The organism is Amycolatopsis sp. M39, from assembly GCF_001651785.1.
GTDB lineage: Bacteria > Actinomycetota > Actinomycetes > Mycobacteriales > Pseudonocardiaceae > Amycolatopsis > Amycolatopsis rubida.
In genome coordinates, this window is sequence record NZ_LWSF01000006.1 from 381,017 (window position 1) to 399,419 (window position 18,403).

At 71.0% G+C, this 18,403-nt stretch carries 15 protein-coding genes and 1 pseudogene; 4 read left to right on the plus strand and 12 right to left on the minus strand.

What is annotated here, in order from left to right; all coding sequences use genetic code 11:
- Positions 1-387: 387 nt before the first annotated feature.
- From A4R44_RS18925 to A4R44_RS18945, 5 genes are all read right to left on the minus strand, one after another.
- Positions 388-957, minus strand: a complete 570-nt coding sequence (locus A4R44_RS18925) for a TetR/AcrR family transcriptional regulator (RefSeq protein ID WP_067582020.1) — start codon at positions 955-957, stop codon at positions 388-390.
- The gene (locus A4R44_RS18930; protein ID WP_095213447.1) at positions 954-2,849 is read right to left on the minus strand and encodes a YhgE/Pip domain-containing protein; all 1,896 of its coding nucleotides are present in this window, start codon (positions 2,847-2,849) and stop codon (positions 954-956) included. The genes A4R44_RS18925 and A4R44_RS18930 overlap by 4 nt, the downstream gene beginning before the upstream one ends.
- Before the next feature lie 26 nt (positions 2,850-2,875).
- On the minus strand, positions 2,876-3,604 hold the full coding sequence (locus A4R44_RS18935) for an ABC transporter ATP-binding protein (RefSeq protein ID WP_067582026.1): 729 nt from the start codon (positions 3,602-3,604) through the stop codon (positions 2,876-2,878).
- 108 nt (positions 3,605-3,712) lie between these two features.
- The gene (locus A4R44_RS18940; protein ID WP_232791664.1) at positions 3,713-4,606 is read right to left on the minus strand and encodes a GNAT family N-acetyltransferase; all 894 of its coding nucleotides are present in this window, start codon (positions 4,604-4,606) and stop codon (positions 3,713-3,715) included.
- Between the two features lie 17 nt (positions 4,607-4,623).
- Entirely contained in the window at positions 4,624-5,487 is an 864-nt protein-coding gene (locus tag A4R44_RS18945) for a class I SAM-dependent methyltransferase (protein ID WP_067582029.1), read from the minus strand.
- 346 nt (positions 5,488-5,833) lie between these two features.
- On the opposite strand from A4R44_RS18945, the pseudogene rpsA reads away from it, so the two are divergent.
- Positions 5,834-7,335, plus strand: a pseudogene (gene rpsA / locus A4R44_RS18950) (30S ribosomal protein S1).
- A 268-nt stretch (positions 7,336-7,603) separates the two neighbouring features.
- On the opposite strand, the gene A4R44_RS18955 reads toward rpsA, so the two are convergent.
- Positions 7,604-8,236, minus strand: coding sequence for a TetR/AcrR family transcriptional regulator (locus A4R44_RS18955; RefSeq protein ID WP_067582033.1), 633 nt, complete (start codon positions 8,234-8,236; stop codon positions 7,604-7,606).
- 159 nt (positions 8,237-8,395) lie between these two features.
- On the opposite strand from A4R44_RS18955, the gene A4R44_RS18960 reads away from it, so the two are divergent.
- On the plus strand, positions 8,396-8,836 hold the full coding sequence (locus tag A4R44_RS18960; RefSeq protein ID WP_067582036.1) for an OsmC family protein: 441 nt from the start codon (positions 8,396-8,398) through the stop codon (positions 8,834-8,836).
- 70 nt (positions 8,837-8,906) lie between these two features.
- Here A4R44_RS18960 and A4R44_RS18965 read toward each other — a convergent pair whose 3' ends face one another.
- Positions 8,907-9,128 carry a hypothetical protein gene (locus A4R44_RS18965; protein WP_037818102.1) on the minus strand — a complete coding sequence of 74 codons (222 nt, stop codon included), beginning with the start codon at positions 9,126-9,128 and terminating at the stop codon, positions 8,907-8,909.
- Positions 9,129-9,628: 500 nt separating this feature from the next.
- On the opposite strand from A4R44_RS18965, the gene coaE reads away from it, so the two are divergent.
- Both coaE and thrS read left to right on the plus strand, forming a co-directional pair.
- The gene (gene coaE, locus A4R44_RS18970) at positions 9,629-10,813 is read left to right on the plus strand and encodes a dephospho-CoA kinase (RefSeq protein WP_067582039.1); all 1,185 of its coding nucleotides are present in this window, start codon (positions 9,629-9,631) and stop codon (positions 10,811-10,813) included.
- Positions 10,704-12,200, plus strand: coding sequence for a threonine--tRNA ligase (thrS, locus tag A4R44_RS18975; protein WP_255366134.1), 1,497 nt, complete (start codon positions 10,704-10,706; stop codon positions 12,198-12,200). The genes coaE and thrS overlap by 110 nt, the downstream gene beginning before the upstream one ends.
- Before the next feature lie 379 nt (positions 12,201-12,579).
- Here thrS and A4R44_RS18980 read toward each other — a convergent pair whose 3' ends face one another.
- From A4R44_RS18980 to A4R44_RS19000, 5 genes are all read right to left on the minus strand, one after another.
- Positions 12,580-13,206, minus strand: coding sequence for a response regulator transcription factor (locus A4R44_RS18980; RefSeq protein ID WP_067582048.1), 627 nt, complete (start codon positions 13,204-13,206; stop codon positions 12,580-12,582).
- Positions 13,203-14,531: a sensor histidine kinase gene (locus A4R44_RS18985; RefSeq protein WP_232791665.1), complete on the minus strand. Its 1,329-nt coding sequence runs from the start codon at positions 14,529-14,531 to the stop codon at positions 13,203-13,205. Before A4R44_RS18985 ends, A4R44_RS18980 begins: the two co-directional genes overlap by 4 nt.
- Positions 14,528-16,045 (minus strand): ArnT family glycosyltransferase, encoded by a 1,518-nt coding sequence (locus tag A4R44_RS18990; protein ID WP_369805907.1) that lies wholly within the window; start codon positions 16,043-16,045, stop codon positions 14,528-14,530. The genes A4R44_RS18985 and A4R44_RS18990 overlap by 4 nt, the downstream gene beginning before the upstream one ends.
- Positions 16,046-16,141: 96 nt before the next feature.
- Entirely contained in the window at positions 16,142-17,656 is a 1,515-nt protein-coding gene (locus A4R44_RS18995) for a glycosyltransferase family 39 protein (protein WP_067582394.1), read from the minus strand.
- Between the two features lie 5 nt (positions 17,657-17,661).
- A complete protein-coding gene (locus A4R44_RS19000; protein WP_067582055.1) occupies positions 17,662-18,399 on the minus strand; it encodes an ABC transporter permease in 738 nt (245 codons plus the stop codon).
- Positions 18,400-18,403: the final 4 nt, after the last annotated feature.

Below are 18,403 nucleotides of genomic sequence, written 5' to 3' on the forward strand. Positions count from 1 at the left end.
GGCCAGGCCGCCACGCGGACCAAGCGCGTGAGGGGAACCCTGCGGGAGTCAGGTTCCCGCAGGGTTCCCCTCACGGCCCGGAAACCGCAGGCGTTGTCTCACGAGCGCCAGGCGCGATGTCGCCGTCAGGCGACGAGCCGAGACGACCACCATCCGGGATTCACCCGCCCGCTTGCCCGGTCAGCGGTACCCCCGTGACCGCGACCCCACTTAGCGTGACTCACGCGGGAACGACCGACCCGGAAGGACCGAGCAATGATCAAACGCCTGTTCCAGACCGTCCTGCGGCACGGATGCTGCTCCGCCTGCACCGGCAAGGGCTGCGGCTGCTGCGCGAACTGCCACTGACCCCCAGGGGCCCGGCGCGGAAAGCCGGGCCCCGCCACGTCACCTCTTGACCCCGCGAATCAACAACATCACCGACCCGAGCACGTCCGCCCGGTCCCGCGCGGGATGGAACACCTGCCAATCCAGCGCCACCACGAGCATCGTCCCGAACAACCCGGCCGCAGCAGTAGCGATATCCAACCCGGCGGGCAACCGCCCAGCCGCGTCCAATCGCTCCAGCTGCGCCTTCACGACAGCGATCAGTTCCTCCCGCAGCAACGCCAACGTGTCATGCCACCGCCCGGGCGTATGCCACAACTCGCTGACCACGATCTGCGAAAACCCGGGATACTCCGCGATGAACTCCAGCGTCGTATCCACCTGGGCCTCGATCACCGCCAGCGGATCGTCATCCGACCCCGCCGCCCGCAACCGCCCGGCGAGCAGATCCACGCCGAACCGCAGCAGCGCGTCGACCAGCCCGTCCTTGGACCCGAAGTTGTAATAAACGGTGCCCTTGGCGACCCCGGCCTCAGCCGCGATGTCGTCCACCGTCAGCCCGACCAGCCCGCGGCTGGCCGAGAGCCGCAAGGTGGCCTCGAAGAGCTTCCGTTTGGTCGTTTCTCTCACAGGCTCAGCTCGGGCTTGAGTGCCGACACCGACCACACCCGGTGTTTGCGCGCCGCGAGAGTGGACAGCAGGATCCCGCCGACGAGGTAGGCGGCCAGCACCCCTACGTCACCGAGGATCTGCAGCGAAGCGCCGGAATACAGCAGGTGCCGGAAGCCGTCGATGGCGTAGCCCATGGGCAGCACGATGTGCAGCGGATAGAGCGCGTCCGGGATCGTCTGCCACGGGAACGTGCCGCCCGCGCTCACCAGCTGCAGCACCAGCAGCACGAGCCCGAGGAACTTGCCGACCGCGCCGAAGAGCGCGTTCAGCGCGTGCACGATCGAGGTGAAGGCCAGCGACACCAGGCAGGCGAAGCCGATCGCGCCCAGCGGATGCGCCACGTGGATGCCGACCAGCCAGGTCACCGCGGCGAACAGCACGATCACCTGCCCCAGCCCCAGCACGGCCGAGGACATCCAGCCGCCGAGCGCGACCCGCAGCGGGGACGCCCCGGCGGTGAGCGCGCGCTTCGACAGCGGGCGGATCAGCAGGAACAGCACGAACGCGCCGATCCAGGTGGCCAGCGAGATGAAGAACGGCGCGAGCCCGGCCCCGTAGGTGCCCGCGGACGCGACGCCGTTCGACGTGACCGCGACCGGGTCGGCGATCGTGTTCGCGGTGGCGGTCCGGGTCGGGTCGTCCGGGTTCGGGATCTGCTTCAGTCCGGCGGCCAGTCCGTCGCGCAGCTTCACCGAACCGTCGGCGAGCTGGTCGGTGCCGGTGACCGCGGTCTTCTCGCCGTCGTTGAGCTTCGCCGCGCCGTCGCGCAGCTGCTTCGCGCCGTCGGACGCCTGCGCGATCCCGCTGGCCAGCTGCGGCGAGGCCGACGCGAGCTGATGCGCCCCGTCGGACACCTGCCGGGCGCCGCTGGAGAGCTTCTGCAGGTCTCCGTTCGCGGACTGGATCTTCCCGTTCGCCTCGTTGACCGGGGAACGAAGCTGGTCGAGGCGGGAGAGGATGTCGTTGACCTGGCTGTCGGAGAGCCCGGCGTCGTGCAGTTGCGTGTTCAGCTGGGAGCGGTAACTGTCGAGACGGCTTTGCAGGTCGCTCGACGCGGACGCGGCCAGCGACGAGGCGTCCGCGACCTTCTGGTTGCCGTCGGCCACCTGGCCCGCGCCGTCGGCGAGCTTCTGCGTCTGGCTCGGCAGCTGCGCGGTGCTCGATGCGAGCGTGCCCAATCCGGTGGCGAGGCTGGCCGAACCGGTCGCGAGCTGGCTCGCTCCGTCGGCCAGTTGATGTTGCCCGGTCTGGAGTTTCCCCGCTCCGTCGGCAAGCTGCTTGGCACCGTCGGTGGCCTCGGAGATCTTGCCGTAGATGGTGGAGAAGCCGACGAGGAACTTGTCCGCCGCCTCGCTGCCCACCTTCTCCGCGATCGTCTTGCGGACCTGGTCGGCCACCTGTTTCGCGATGGTGCCGGACAGATAGTTGTTGGCGTCGTTGGTGGTCAGCGTGATGGTCGCCTGCTGCGGCTCGAAATTTCCGGACGACAGCAGCGCCTTCGAGAAGTCGTGCGGGATGCCGATGGCGAAGGAGTACTTGTCGTCCCGCACGCCGTCCCGAGCGTCCTTTTCGGACACTTGGTGCCACTGGAAGGTGCCGGACTTCACCAGTTCGTCGGTGACCTCGCGGCCGACGTTGCGCTCGGCCCCGTTGGAGTCCTTCGCGCCCGCGTCCTCGGTGAACACGGCGGCGGGCAGCTTGTCGAGACGGCCGTACGGGTCGTAGTTCGCGTAGAGGTAGAACGACGCGTACAGCAGCGGCACCATCACGAGCGCGAACATGGCGAGCTTCGGCAGCGTCCCGGTGGAGAGCCTGCGCAGCTCGTTCAGCGCGATCCGGAACGCGTTCAGTCCGCCGGCCCGCTTGTGGGGGGTGGTCATGCCCGGTCTCCCTCGGAGTTCTCGGTTTCGGCGGTCAGTTCGGCGGTTTCCGGGAGCTGCTTGGTCTGCTCGGCTTCGGTGGGTTCCGGCGGGGCGTACAGCCGGACCGGGTCCGGCTGCTCGGCCTCGCCGACCTTGGCGGGCGGGAACGGAAGCGCCGGCTCCGGCGTCGTCGCGGCGAGCACGGCCACCGCGAACCCGCGCGCGGCGTGCTCCTTCGCGACCGCGGTCCAGGTCTCGACGTCGCTGGTGTGCCGGTCGGGCGTGTCGAGGACGAGCACGCGCACCCCGTCGCGTTCGGCGGCCAGCGCGGTGAGCAGCCGGATGCGCAACGCCGGTTCGAGGTTCTCGAACCGGCTGTCGGCATACGGAGCCGCGTCGTGCTGGGAGAGCCAAGCTGTGACAGCATCCTTGCTGGAAGGACGGTGTGCGAGCGCCAGTTCTTCGCCGGTGACGACGCGCAGCGACAAGGCCTCGTCCGGCTCGCTGACCCCCGGCGAGTCCACGACGGCCACGAGCCGCCGCAGGTCGCCCTCCGGTTCGGCGGTCACGGTGCCGGTGGTCGGCTTCAGCCGTCCGGCCAGCGCCAGCACCAGCGCGGTGATGCCGACGCCCGGTTCGCCGTGCACGACGGTGAGGCAGCCCTCCTCGACGGTGAGCGAGGTAGGCGGCAACAAGGGGCCGTGGGGGCCCTTCAGGGACACCCGGTCGGCACGGACCTGCACAGGACACACTCCACGGATTTTGAACTGACTAGTCAGTTCAAAAGTTAGACCTGACCTGGAGGCGTCGGCAAGGCGGCTCGCCGGACGTCACACCAAAGAGCGGCGAGCTCAGCGCAGGGCCCACGCAGGGTGCGCTTCCCAGGACGTCCACAGCGGCCGGTAGCCCTGCCGGTGCCAGAACACCGACGACAGGGGATTGGTCGGGTTGTAGTAGAGGTAGGTGCCGGTCGCGCCCTGGTTCAGCAGTTCGCGGTGTGCGCGGGCCATCAGTGCGCGGCCGATCCCGCGGCCGCGGCTGCCCGGGGCGGTGACGACGTTGTTCACGTACCCCCACCGGCCGGTCGGCAGCAGTTCGGCGGCCTCGTTCCCGGGCATGGATTCGACCCAGTCGCATTGCGCGAGCGCCGCCACCTCGCCGTCGGCCTCGGCGAGCCAGGTCGCCTTCTCGCCGAGCGCGCGGCGCAGCGCCGGGCCGAGCAGTTCCGCGGTCTGTTCGCGTTTCCGGTGCGCGACCAGGCCGGTGTAGTCGAAGGTCGCCGTGCACAAGGCCAGCGCCGCGGGGTAGTCGTCCGGTCCGGCGAGGCGGATCGACGCGTCGGCGGCGGTGTCTTCCGGTGCGACGGCGGGGCGAACGGCCAATGCGGACAACGGGACCAGCCCGTGGTCGAGAAAGGCCCGGATGGCCTCGGCGTCGCGGCTCGGCCAGGTGACGACGCACGCCGAATCGGTGCCCGGCGCTTCGGTGTCCACTTGGGACCGCAGTGCGCCGAGCAGCGCGTCGAACGCTTCGGTGCCTGCCGTTTCCGGATCCGGGAACAGCTGCCACACCTCGGCCGCCGACCACAGCAGGGGAACGTCGCCCGGACCGTGCCGGTAGCGCTGGAGCATCGCGGAAACCTGCGTGCCCGACGCGGTCACCGCGCGCAGCCGGTCGCCGCTCGCGAGCGGGACGGGCGGCGGCAGGAGCGGGTCGAGTTCGGCGAATCGGCCTGCGGAGCTCACTGCCGCAGCGTAGCCGGTCAGTCGCGGCGCGTGCGGAAGATGGCGGTGCCGGGGAACAGCCTGCCGCGCAGCGGGCTCCACTGGCCCCAGGCGCGGGTGTGGCCCTGCGGCCATTCCGGCTCGACGAGGTCTTCCAGCGCGAAGCCTTCGGAGGCGAGCGCGCGCACGTAGTCCCCGAGCGTGCGGTGGTATTCGACGTACGTCGCCGTGCCGTCGTCGTCCACCTCGACGTATGGCGTGCGGTCGAAGTAGGGCTGGGTCGCGGTGAGCCCCTGCGGCCCGGGATCGTCCGGGAAGATCCACCGCATCGGGTGGGTCACCGAGAACACCCATGGCGCGCCGGGGCGCAGCACCCGGCGCACTTCGCCGAACACGGTCTCCAGCGACGGCACGAAGGGGAGCGCGCCGAACGCGGAGCACGCGATGTCGAAGCTCGCCGCGGCGAACGGAAGCCGCTCGGCGTTCGCCTGCACGAGGGGGACCGCCGCGCCGGTGCGGGCGTTCCCTTCGCGGGCGTGGCGGAGCATGCCGCCGGACAGGTCGGTGGCGACGGGTTCGGCTCCGGCGGCCGCGAGCCAGCGCGAGCACGCGGCCTGTCCGCAGCCGACTTCGAGCACTCGCTTGCCGCGCACGTCGCCGAGCAGTCGCGCGTCCTCTTCGCGCACGCCCTCCGGGCACCAGACGAAATCGGCGTCGCCGAGGAATCCGCCGTGGGTGGCCTGGTAGTCGTCGGCATCCGCGTCCCACCAGGCCAGATTCGCCGCTTCCGCTTCGTTTCCGCCGACTTCGCGATGGGCGACGCCGACGGTGCCGAGCCGTTCCTCTGCACTCGCGTGGCGGTCGCCGGACAGGGCCGCCGGTGCCGCGGCGGGCTCGGGCATGCGGGTCTCCTCTCCCGGGTGCGGCCGGCTGGGCGCGGGGAATGCCCGGACCGGCGGAAACGTTGCGAAGAAGGTACCGGGAGCCGAGGGCGACCCTGATTGTGTCCCCCGGACAGGCCCGCGTACGATACGTGTTAGCGCAGTGGGGTTCGCGCTGCCTGGGTGACTACCCACCGGGGCCGCGCATCGTCAGCGGGTCATGCCGCGGTCGTTCACTGGTGGAACGTTTGGTCACCGGACGTTTGAGCAGGGTCGTCGCATGCCAGTTGCGGGGCCCGCCGCGTGCACCGCCGGTAGCCAACTTCACGTCCACCTACGACACCCATCCACCGGAGCAACCCGCCTAATGACCACCGACACCGCCACCGCCCCGACCGCCCCGACCGGGGCCCCGCAGGTCGCCATCAACGACATCGGGTCGGAGGAAGACTTCCTCGCGGCTATCGACAAGACGATCAAGTACTTCAACGATGGGGACATCGTCGAGGGCACCATCGTCAAGGTCGACCGCGACGAGGTCCTGCTCGACATCGGGTACAAGACCGAGGGCGTCATCCCCTCGCGCGAGCTGTCCATCAAGCACGATGTCGACCCGGCCGAGGTTGTCGCCGTCGGCGATGAGGTCGAAGCCCTTGTCCTCCAGAAGGAGGACAAGGAAGGCCGTCTGATCCTGTCCAAGAAGCGCGCCCAGTACGAGCGCGCCTGGGGCACGATCGAGGAGCTCAAGGAGAAGGACGAGCCCGTCAAGGGCACCGTCATCGAGGTCGTCAAGGGCGGCCTCATCCTGGACATCGGCCTGCGCGGCTTCCTGCCCGCGTCGCTGGTCGAGATGCGCCGCGTGCGCGACCTGCAGCCCTACGTGGGCCGCGAGCTCGAGGCGAAGATCATCGAGCTGGACAAGAACCGCAACAACGTGGTCCTGTCGCGGCGCGCCTACCTGGAGCAGACCCAGTCCGAGGTGCGCAGCGAGTTCCTCAACGCGCTCGCCAAGGGCCAGGTCCGCAAGGGCGTCGTGTCCTCCATCGTCAACTTCGGCGCCTTCGTGGACCTGGGCGGCGTCGACGGCCTGGTGCACGTCTCCGAGCTGTCCTGGAAGCACATCGACCACCCGTCCGAGGTCGTCGAGGTCGGCCAGGAGGTCACGGTCGAGGTCCTGGACGTCGACATGGACCGCGAGCGCGTCTCGCTGTCGCTGAAGGCGACCCAGGAAGACCCGTGGCGCCAGTTCGCCCGCACCCACGCGATCGGCCAGATCGTGCCGGGCAAGGTCACCAAGCTCGTCCCGTTCGGCGCGTTCGTCCGCGTCGAGGAGGGCATCGAGGGCCTGGTGCACATCTCCGAGCTGGCCGAGCGCCACGTGGAGATCCCGGAGCAGGTCGTGCAGGTCAACGGCGACGTCATGGTCAAGGTCATCGACATCGACCTCGAGCGCCGTCGCATCTCGCTGTCGCTGAAGCAGGCGAACGAGGGCGTCACGCCGGAGACCGAGTTCGACCCCACCCAGTACGGCATGGCCGCCGAGTACGACGCCGAGGGCAACTACATCTACCCCGAAGGCTTCGACCCGGACACGCAGGAGTGGCAGGAAGGCTTCGACAAGCAGCGCGAGGAGTGGGAGCGGCAGNGCGGCAGTACGCCGAGGCCCACACGCGCTACGAGGCGCACATGGCCCAGGTCAAGAAGGCCGCCGAGGCCGACGCCGAAGCCGCTGCCGACGCTGCCACCGGCATCGAGGGCGGCGACCAGAGCTACACCTCGTCCGCCCCGGTCGAGGCGAAGAGCGGCGGCACGCTCGCCAGCGACGAGCAGCTCGCGGCTCTGCGCGAGAAGCTGTCGGGCGGCGCGTGAGCGACTGACTCGCTGAGTCTCTGACACGTTCGGCCCCGGTCCACCTGGACCGGGGCCGAACTGTTTTCCGGGTCTTTTCGCGCTGGTCGGCCGCGCAACCGGGGCGGCTCGCCGCGCGGCTGTGCGAGGACGTCGGGCGGGCAGACCCGGTCGGTTCTCGCGACGAACTCGTGCGCGGCACCCCCCGACCGCAACGCCGGGTCCGGGTCGTAGTCGTGCACGGAAGGCTCGAACACCGGGCCGAGCTGTTGCCCGTGCCGTGCGCGGGTCAGGTGCGCAGGCCGAGTCCGTCGATCGTCGCGTGCACTCCCCGGCGGTAGATGGTTTCGTGCGCGGATTCGTCGGAGCTGAGGAACCAGTCGTCGAGCGGGCTTTGCGAGCGGATCGTCAGCTCGACGCTCACCAGCCCGTGCATGGAGGTCCAGAGCAGATAACCGCATTCCTGCGCGAGGACTCCCGGCGGGCAGACCCGGTCGATCTTCGCGACGAACTCGGCGAAACTGGTGCGCAGCACTCCCGACCGCAACGCCGGGTCCGGGTCGTAGTCGTGCACCGAACGCTCGAACATCAAGCCGTAGCGGGCCGGGCTTTCCAGTGCGAACCGGCGGTAGGCGAGTGCGACCTCGACCAGGTCGGCGATTCCGTCGCCGCCGGACTGCGGAGCGGCGCGCAGTTCCTCGCCCAGCAGGTCGAAAGCCCGTTCGTACAAGGCGTCCAGCAGGCCGGTGCGGCCGCCGAAGCGCGTGTACACCGTGATCGTGGACGCCCCGGCCTGTTCGGCCACCGCGCGCACCGTCAACCCGGCGACGCCTCGCTCGCTGAGGACGGTCAGCGCCGCGTCGAGGAACCGGCCGCGGTTGTGCTGCTCCGCCGGCCGTGTCGAGAGATGCCGGGTGGCCATCTCCCACCCCCTTTTGCCCGTGCTCCGCGGCAAGCGCGTCCGCTTCTCGCAAGCAGAAGATACGATATTCACGGCTTCTTGGGAACGTCGTTCCCGGACCGTCCACAAGCGACCGCCCGGAGCGGGCGGGCAGTGCCGAGCGGAAGGAATCCGTCCCCCATGACCCAGCCGGAACCCGGCACTGTCGTCGTCACCGATGCCGGGAGCGGCCGCTACACCCAGCGAGTCACGACCGCAGGCCACGAATTCCTCGCCGACGAACCGACGGGCGCGGGCGGCGCGGACGCCGGTCCCACGCCGTACGATCTTTTGCTGTCCGCGCTCGGCGCCTGCACGTCGATGACGCTGCGGATGTACGCCGACCGCAAGGGAATCCCGCTGGCCCGCACGACCGTCCGGCTCCGGCACGACCGGGTGCACGCCCGCGACTGCGAACGCTGCGAGACCGAGGCCGGGCTGATCAGCCGGATCACCCGGGAAATCTCCCTGGAAGGCGACCTCGACGACGCCCAGCGCGCGCGATTGCTGGACATCGCGGACAAATGCCCGGTGCACCGCACGCTGAGCCACGAGATCGCGATCGAAACCCACGCCATCTGATCCTGGCTGGCCGGTGAAGGAGTCCTTCACCGATCTTCGTCGCGGCGGCGGAGAAACCAGGCGGGGAGGGTCAGGCGCGTTCCAGCGAAACCGAGGGGACCCAGGCGCGTTCCAGTGCGGCTTCGCGGGCACGACGGCGGAGGCCGGCCAGACTGTGCTTCGCGGGCACGAGCAGCGCGCTGAACCACGTGCGCCGGTACTCCGCCAATGCGTCCGAGACCTGGCGATAGGAGACGCAGTGCACCAGACCCGGGGTGCCGAGCCGGTGCTTCCCGACGTGCTTCTCCGCCATTGTTCCTCCGTGTGGGCGACCCTTCCGCCGCGCACGGTACGCACTCGACCCGCGAAAACAGCGCAAGCGCGCGGCGTGTCACCCACATCAGTTCGGCTACGCCCGAAAATGTGCTTGCGTTTGCGCGGAGGGTGTGCGGGTACGTGTGCGGCTGCACGTGCAGGGGGTCCGGCGTCGCCTGAGCGGGTGACGGCGGCTCGTTGCCCATCCGACCACAAGCAGGCCGACCCTGCTGGGGCACGTGACCGTTGCCGCGACGTCGTTCGGCCGTGGCTGTGGCCGGATGAGCGGCCATCGGCACAAGTAGGCCGACCCTGCTGGGGAACGTGACGGTTGCCGNGTGACGGTTGCCGCGACGTCGTTCGGCCGTGGCTGTGGCCGGATGAGCGATCATCGGCACAAGTAGGCCGACCCTGCTGGGGAACGTGACGGTTGCCGCGACGTCGTTCGGCCGTGGCTGTGGCCGGATGAGCGGCCATCGGCACAAGTAAGGTGTGGCCATGCTGCGAGTGGGCCTGACGGGCGGGATCGGTGCGGGGAAGTCGACGGTGGCGAACCGGCTGGCCGAACACGGGGCCGTCGTCATCGACTCCGACCGCATCGCGCGCGAGGTCGTGGAGCCGGGCACACCCGGGCTGGCCGCGCTGGCCGAAGCGTTCGGCGAGGAAATCCTCGCGGAGGACGGTTCGCTGGACCGTCCCGCGCTCGCCGCGCGCGCGTTCGCGGACGACGAATCGCGCAACCGGCTGAACTCGATCGTGCATCCGCTGGTCGGGCAGCGCACCGGCGAGCTGATGGCCGGGGCGGCCGACGACGCGATCGTGGTGCACGACGTGCCGCTGCTGGTGGAGAACGACCTCGCGCCCGCGTATCACCTGGTCCTGGTGGTCGACGCGCCGGTGGAGGTGCGAGTGCGCCGGCTCGTCGAGGTGCGCGGCATGCCCGAAGCCGACGCGCGGGCGCGGATCCGGGCGCAGGCCGCGGAGGAACAGCGTCGCGCCGTCGCGGACGTCTGGCTCGACAACGGCGGCACGCCGGACGTTGTGCTCGCCGAGGTGGACGCGTTGTGGGCGGACCGGCTGATTCCGTTCGAGGCGAACCTCCGGCTGCGCAAACCGCGTCCGCCCGCCTCGCCGGTGATCTCGCCGTACGACTCGGGCTGGCCCTTGCAGGCCGAACGCCGGCTGGCGCGGCTGCGGCAGATCGCGGGTTCGCGGCTGGTGCGCGCGGACCACATCGGGTCCACCGCGGTGCCGGGGCTGCCCGCCAAGGACATCCTCGATCTCCAGCTCACAGTGTCCTCTTTGGACGATGCGGACGCGATCGCCGAGGCTCTCGCCGACGCCGGTTTCCCGCGCCGCGAAGGCGAATGGTGGGACGACCCGCAGGGCGGCGACGGGAAGTGGGTCAAGCGGTTCCACCAGAGCGCCGACCCGAAGCGGCCGGTCAACCTGCACGTCCGGTCCACCGAAACCCCGGCGTGGCGGCTCGCGCTGGTGTTCCGCGACTGGATCCGCGCGCATCCGGACGAGCGCGACAGCTACGCGCGGGTGAAGGAAGAACTGGCGCGCAAGCATGCCGCGGACGGCACAGTCGAGCAGTACGCGGAAGAGAAGCAGGGCTGGGTCAACGAGGCGTTCGTGCGCGCGGAGAAGTGGGCCGGGCAAAGCGGCTGGAAGCCCTGAGCCGGAAAACCGGGTGCGGGCCCGCCGGGTGCGGGGTTACCGTTCGCGGTATGAAGCGCGCCCCGTCCACGACGACGCCGGATCCCGTCCCGGCGCGCTGAACACTGCCATTTCGAGCCCGGGGCGAGCGCCCCGGGCTCTGTTGTGCGCTCGCCTCGCCTTCCGTGAGGAGACCGCCATGCCTGACCACCGCACACTCGGCCGGGAACTCGGCCTGTTCGGCAGCGACCCGCTGATCGGGGCCGGACTGCCGTATCTGCTGCCCGGCGGAGCCGCCGTGCGGCACGTGCTGGAGGAGTACGTCCGCGAGGTCGAACGCCGCGCCGGCTACCGGCACGTGGTGTCGCCGGTGCTGGGGAAACGCGAGCTCTACGAGCTTTCCGGCCACTGGGCGCATTACCGCGACGACATGTTCCCGCCGATGGATCTCGGCGGCGAGCAGGTCGTGCTGCGGCCGAGCCTGTGCCCGCACCACGCGCTGATCTACCGGTCCCGCGCGCACAGCCACCGCGAACTGCCGCTGCGGCTGGCCGAACTCGGCGGGATGTACCGCGCCGAACTGTCCGGCGTCCTCGGCGGGCTCAGCCGGGTGCGCGCGATCCAGCTGAACGACGCGCACATCTTCTGCCTTCCCGAGCAGGTCGGCGCGGAGGTGCGGGGTGCGCTCGCGCTGATCCGCCGCGGGTACCGGGACCTCGGCCTGAAACCCGCGCGCTACCGCCTTTCCTTGCCGGACAACCGCGGCAAGTACGCCGGTGCCGCCGACGCGTGGGAGCGCGCGGCCGAGGTGCTCGTCGACGCACTCGAGGGCATCGAGTACGAACGCGGCCCGGGCGAAGCCGCGTTCTACGGCCCGAAGATCGACGTCCAGATCGCCGACAGTTCCGGCCGCGAATCGACCCTGTCCACCGTCCAGATCGACCTGCACCAGCCGAAGCGGTTCGGGCTCGAATACGTCGGCCCGGACGGCCGCGCGCACCGGCCGGTCCTGGTGCACCGCGCGGTGCTCGGTAGCCTGGAACGCGTGCTGGCACACCTGATCGAGGTGCACGGCGGCGCGTTCCCGCCGTGGCTGGCGCCGGTGCAGGTCGCGGTGCTTCCGGTCGGTGACGCGGAACTTCCGGCGGCCGAAGCGGTCGCGGAGGAGGCGATGGACGCCGGGTTGCGCGCCGAAGTCGTCGCGGCGGACCGGGGGAGTCTGGGCTCTCGCATCCGCGACCGCCGGCTGGTGCCGTACCAGGCGGTGATCGGCCCGCGAGAGGCCGCCGCGGATCTGATCGCACCTCGGCTCCGGGACGGTCGGAAGCTGGATCCGTTGCCGGGGAGGGAATTCGTCGCCGCAGTGGTCGCCCGGGCAGCATCCCGCTCCGAAGTCCTGTGGAGCTGAAAGCGGCCCGCTGAGGTTTTCTCGGTGGTTGCGGTGCGCGGCGGGGTTCGCGGTAACGGTGCTGGTCGGGGTGCTGCGGCGCGCCGGGCGGTTTTCTCCTGCACAGACCTCGCCACCGCACGCCGGGCCTGCGGCGGCCGGGACGAGAGCCCGCGCGGGCGCAATGCGCGAAGCCGCCCTTGGCCGCTGGCTCCGGTCGGGCTCGGGCGAGCGGGACCCGACCCGGCCGGATGCTGCGCATCGCCGCAGCTACTGAGAAAACTCCAATGCGGCATGGGGTTTCTCAGTAGTGCGCGGGGTGCGCCCCGTCGGCGGGCCCTTCACGGACCTCGACGAGACCGAAGCCATCCGGGTCCGCACCGCGACGGCCGAGCCGGGGCTAGGACCCGATCAAACCGCGTTCGAAAGCCACCGCCACCGCGGCCGCCCGGTCCTTCACGCCGAGCTTCGCGTACGCGTGCAGCAGGTGTGTCTTCACCGTCGCCTCGCTGATGAACAGCTTTTTCGCCGCTTCCTTGTTCGTCGACCCGCGCGCGACGAGGTTCAGCACCTCGATTTCCCGCTGCGACAACGGTTCCTGGGCCGGTGCGCGCATCTGGCCCATGATCCGGCTCGCGACCGCGGGGGAGAGGACTGCCTCGCCGCGCGCGGCGGCGCGGACGGCGCGGAACAGTTCCTCGCGCGGCGAATCCTTCAGCAGGTAACCGGTCGCGCCCGCCTCGATCGCGGGCAGCACGTCGGAATCGGTGTCGTAGGTGGTCAGCACGAGCACGCGCGCGGGGTTGCCGAGGCGGGCGAGTTCGGTGATCGCGGCGACGCCGTCGGTGCCGGGCATCCGCAGGTCCATCAGGACGACATCCGGGCGAAGGGCCTCGGCGAGCGTGACCGCCTCGTCTCCGTGCGCGGCCTCGCCCAGCACCTCGAAACCGCGCTCGCCGGTGAAGATGCCGCGCAGCCCGTCCCGGACGATCGGGTGGTCGTCGGCGATGAGCAGCGTGATGGTCATGAAGCCCCCTCGGTCGGATCCAGTGTCGCAGCCGGGATCGCGGGCAGGCGCGCCGAGATCGCGGTGCCGCCGCCCGGCTCGGATTCGACGTGCAGGGTGCCGGCGAGCCGCTCCGCACGCTGCCGCATGCCGGGCAGGCCGTGCCCGCCTTCGGCCGACGGCGGCGTGGGCGGATGCGCCGGGTCGAAGCCGACGCCGTCGTCGCGCGCGTCGAGGATCACTTCGTCGCCCAGGTACGACAGAGTGATCCCGGCCCGGCTGGCCCGCGCGTGTTTGGCCACATTGGACAGTGCTTCCTGGGTGACCCGCAGCAGGGTGGCCTCCAGCTCCGGATGCAGCGGGACGGCGGTCCCGGTGGCCGAGAATTCCGCGGGCACGCCGGTGCGTTCGCTCCACAGCCGGGCGACCTCGGCGAGCGCTTCGGGCAGCGTGGCGGTTTCGAGCGGTTCCGGGTGCAAAGCGGCGACCGAACGCCGGGCGGCGGTGAGGTTTTCCCGCGCGAGCTGGGTGGCCGCGGCGAGGTGGCGTTCCCATTCCGCCGCGTCGGCACGGGCTTGGGCGGCGGCTTCGAGCTGGGTGATGATCCCGGTGAATCCCTGCGCGAGCGTGTCGTGGATTTCCTGGCTCAGGCGCTGCCGCTCGTCGAGCACTCCTGCCTCGCGTGCCTGCGCGAGCAGCTGCCGCTGGAGTCCGCGGTTCTCCGCCTCGGCCGCCGCCAGCTGCTCAAGCGCCTGCTTGCGTTCCTGGCTCTGCCTGCCCACCGCGGCGAAAAGCGCGCCACCGCCGCCGATCGCCACGGTCTGCACGACCACCACGGTGCCCCAGATGCCCGGCGAAACCGACAGGGCGTGAAGCGGCCCGCCGAGCGTCATGGTGTTGATCAGCAGCGACGTGATGCCGACGCCCAGAAACGCGACCAGCATCGGCTTCATCCGCATCGCCGCGAAGAACCCGTAGACCATGAAGATCAGGAAGTACGCTTCCCGGTACTGGAGGATCGAGCCGAACGTGACGACCCCGGCGAATATCGCGACCGCGGCGAGCGGGTGGTCGCGCAGCTTCCCCCGCAGCGCGACAGTCGTCAGCCCCAGCCAGACCGCGGCCCCGCCGGCGAGAAGCAGCGTGGTGTTCCGGTGTTCGGCTGCCTGATCGCTCAGTGCGCTGAGCAGCGTCGGGACGATCAGCAGAACCCAGGCGAGCACGGTCTCGGCCCAGCTGAAGCAGCGGTGCCATCGCACCGGCGGATCGCTCGGGCCGGGCGTGGCCGGCGGCATCATCGAACCCCGCCAGTCGAGTTTGACGTCCCGGACGTCGTCGAGTCTCACGCCTTGAGGTCCTTCAGCTGCGGCCAGATCTGCGCCCAGCCGCCGATCCGGCCTTCGAGCAGCCAGATCGGCAGGTGCTGGCTGGAGTTCGGGACGCCGAGCCGGTTGCCGACCTCGCCGACGACGCGCGCGGACCGGAAGTGCGCCGCCAGCTTCGCCGGTTCGCGGCCGACGAACAGCACGGTGTCGGCGTTGTCGCCCGGGCGGCCGAAGTACCAGAATCCGCGGCTGGCGCTGTACGCCTCGGGCAAGCCCTGATCGGGCCCGTACCGGCCGAGCGCGCCGGCTTGCCAGTACCCGCCGGTGACGAGCGCGGTGCGGGTCCGTTCCTCCGGCGGCAGCGCGCGGTACTGCTTGGCGACGGACGCGGCCAGATCCGGCCAGCCGTATTCCTCCGCCGCGTACGCCGGGCGCGGCGCGGTCGGGTGCTCGACCAGCCACTGCACCGGCCACACCGGGAGTGCGTAGGGCAGGCTGTAGAGCGCGGAGAGGACGAACAGCGGCCACGTCGGCACCCAGCGCCACCACAACGCGGGCCGCCGGTCCTGCAGATGCACCGCGGCGGCTGCCCACAGGATGCCGAAAGTGCCTGCGGCGTAATAAAACCGGCCGTTGCCGATCAGGAAGATCACGAAGACGCCGAGCGCGGTCCAGCCGAGGAACCGGTACGCCCGCAGCCGGGCGCTGCCGAGCAGCACCGCCAGCCCGTACAGGACGCCCAGCGCGCCGATGACCAGACCGGCTCCGGCGAGCAGCGCGGGCACGAACATCGCCCGGCCGCCCGCTTCCTCGACCTCGCGCGACACCGCGTCGCCCATGCCCAGCTGCGGCCAGCCGTTCGAGGCTTGCCAGAGCAACGTCGGCACGCACGCGACAGCGGCGATCGCCGCGCCGGCCCACAGTTTGGGGCGGCGCACCAGGTCCCGCGGCCCGAAGACGAGCGCGGTGATCGCGGTGACTGCCCAGAACCCGCCGATCAGGAACTTCACGTTCAGCCCGGCCGCCGTCGCGACGCCGAGCCACAGCAGCAGGTTGTCGTCGCGGGTGCGGATCCAGCGCACCAGCAGCCACAGCACGACCGTCCACAGCAGAGGGTCCACAGTGGACGTCGCGAGGTAGTGGCCGCTGCCGACGAACTGCCCGCAGACCGCGTACGCCGCGGCGGCGCGGGTCTGCGCCTTGCGTTCGCCGCCCATTTCGCGGGCGATGAGCGCGGTGAACACCACGCCCGCGGCGGTCGCCAGGATCGCCGGGATCCGGAACACGACGAGCGAGCCCGGCGCGATCGAGTTCGCCAGCCAGGCGAGCCACGGCAGCACCGGCGGCTGGTCCGCGTAGCCCCACGCGAGGTGCTTGCCCGCGGCGAGGAAGTACAGCTCGTCGCCGAAGTAGCCGTAGCGGCCGGCGGTGGCGAGGAGTACGGCGGCGGTCCCCGCGGCGAGCAGGAGGACCGGCCGCCGGGCGAACCCGGCGAGCGCGCGCCCGGGCGTGCTCGGTGCGGTGGCCGTGGTCACGGCATCCATCCTGCTCCCTGTCGGCGGATCGGGGGGCTGGCCTTGCCCGCACCCTACGGGCGAGGCCAGCCCCCGTCCTACTGCGGGTGACGCCGGTCAAGTCCCGGTGTTCGCCAGCTCGGGCCAGATTTCCGCCCACGGCCGCAGCCTCGCGGTGGCCAGCCACAATGGGGTGCCGTCGAGCACACTCGGCTTCGCGCTGCCGGTCGTGACCGCGCCGACCGGTTCGAGATGGGCGAAGCGGCCGAGCAACGGCCGGGGGTCGGCTCCGACGAACAGGACGTCGCGTGCCGAATCGGGCGGGACGGCCAGCGTGGCGTACCCGCGGTTCGGGCTGGCCGGTTCGGGCAGGCCGAGGTCCGGGCCGTAGCGGTCGAGCGCGCTCGCGGTCCAGTAGGTCTCGCCGACGATCGCGGTGTGTGCCGGGTCGGGCACGCGATGGAATGCCGTGGCGACCGACTGCGCGCCTTCCGGCCAGCCGACCTCGCCGAACGAAAAGGCAGGTGTGGGCAGCGACGGGTTCTTCTCGACCCAGGAATGCGGCCACACCGGCAGCGCGGCGGGCAGCATCAGCAGCGCGGAAAGCACGAAGACCGGCCACGTCGGGATCCAGCGCCACCACCGCGACGCCCGCCCGTTCTCCAGTTCCACCGCCGCGGCCGCCCAGCACGGCGCGAACATGCCCGCGATGTAGTACGAGCGGCCGTTCACCGCGATGAACACCACGGCGAGCGCGAGCGTGGTCCAGGCGAGGAAGCGGTAGGAGCGGAGCCGCGGCGAACGCAGCAGCCGCCACAGGCCGTAGCCCAGCAGCACGATGCCCACCGGGACGCCGGCGAGCAGCAGCACCTGCGGGATCCAGGTGAGCCGTCCGCCCCAGCTTTCGCCGACCTCGTGCGAGATCGCCGCGCCCATGCCGAGCTGCGGCCAGCCGTGCTGCGCCTGCCACACCAGCGTCGGGACCAGTGCCAGCGCGGCGATCGCCGCGCCCGCCCACAGCAGCGGGCGGCGCAGCAGTTCGCGCGGACCGCAGATCAGCAGCGCGATCCCGGCGACGATCCAGAAGCCGCCGATCAGGAACTTCACGTACAGCGCGAGCGCGGTGACGACCCCGGCCCACAGCAGCAGGCCGTCTCTCCGGGTGCGGATCCAGCGGACGATCAGCCAGAGCAGGACGGTCCAGAGGAACGGGTCCAGGGTCGACGTCGCCAGGTAGTGGCCGCCGGCCACGAAATTCGTGCAGGCGGCGAAGGCCGCGGCGGTGATCGCCTGCGCGCGGGCGCGGCCGCCGAGCTCGCGGGCGATGAGCGCGGCGAACACGACGCCGGCGAGCATCGCCAGCATCGCCGGGATCCGCAGGACGAACAGCGAATCCGGCGCGATCGTGTCCATCGCGCGGGCGAGCAGCGGCAGCAGCGGCGGCTGGTCCACGTAACCCCAGGCCGGATGCCGTCCGGCGGCGAGGAAGTACAGCTCGTCGCCGAAGTAGCCGTAGTTGTTCGCGGTGAGCGCCAGCGGCACCGCCATCAGCGCGGCGATGCCGAGCACGGGCATCCGGGCGAACGGCTCGATCGCTCGGGCCGTCGCGGCCTCTTCCTGTGTCGCAGTCATCGTGCTCACTCCCAGCGGAAGAATCGGGCGGCGAGCGTCGAGCACACGATGGCGACCACCGCGAGCGCGATCACGGGCAGCAGGTGCGGCGCGTGTCCGGCAGCGGTGTCGCGCAGGCTGCCGAGCGTCGCGCCGAGCGGCAGGATGTCGGCGACGTGCTGCAAGACCGGCGGCAGCTGTTCCTTCGGGACCCAGACGCCGCCGAGCGCGAGCATCGGGAAGAACACGGCCGCACCGAGCCCGTTCGCCGCGCGGCCGGTCGGTGCGAACGCGGCGAGCAGCGTGCCCACCGAGAACAGCGAGACCGCGCCCAGCAGCATGACCGCGACGAATCCGCCGGGGTTCTTCGGCAGTGCCATGCCGAGCGCGATCGTGCCCACCCCCACGACGAGCACGATCGCGACCACGGCGATGGCGAGGTTCACCAGCAGCTGCGCGGCGAGCAGCCGCGACGGCGGCACCGGGCTCGCCGCCAGCCGCTTCAACACCCCCTTCTCCCGGTGCGCGGCCATTGCGCCGGGGAACAGGTTCAGCGCGAGGATCCCGAGCAGGATCGCCACCGCCATCGGCGCGATCAAAGTGGCCAGCGACGACTGGCCGCCGTGCTCGGCGCTCGGTTCGCGCGATCCCGGCATCAGCCCGAACACCAGCACCAGCGCCAGCGGGATCCCGAGCACCACGGCGGGCGCGCCCGGATCGCGGAGGAAGATCTTCGCCTCGGCGACGGTCAGCTTCGACAACACTTCC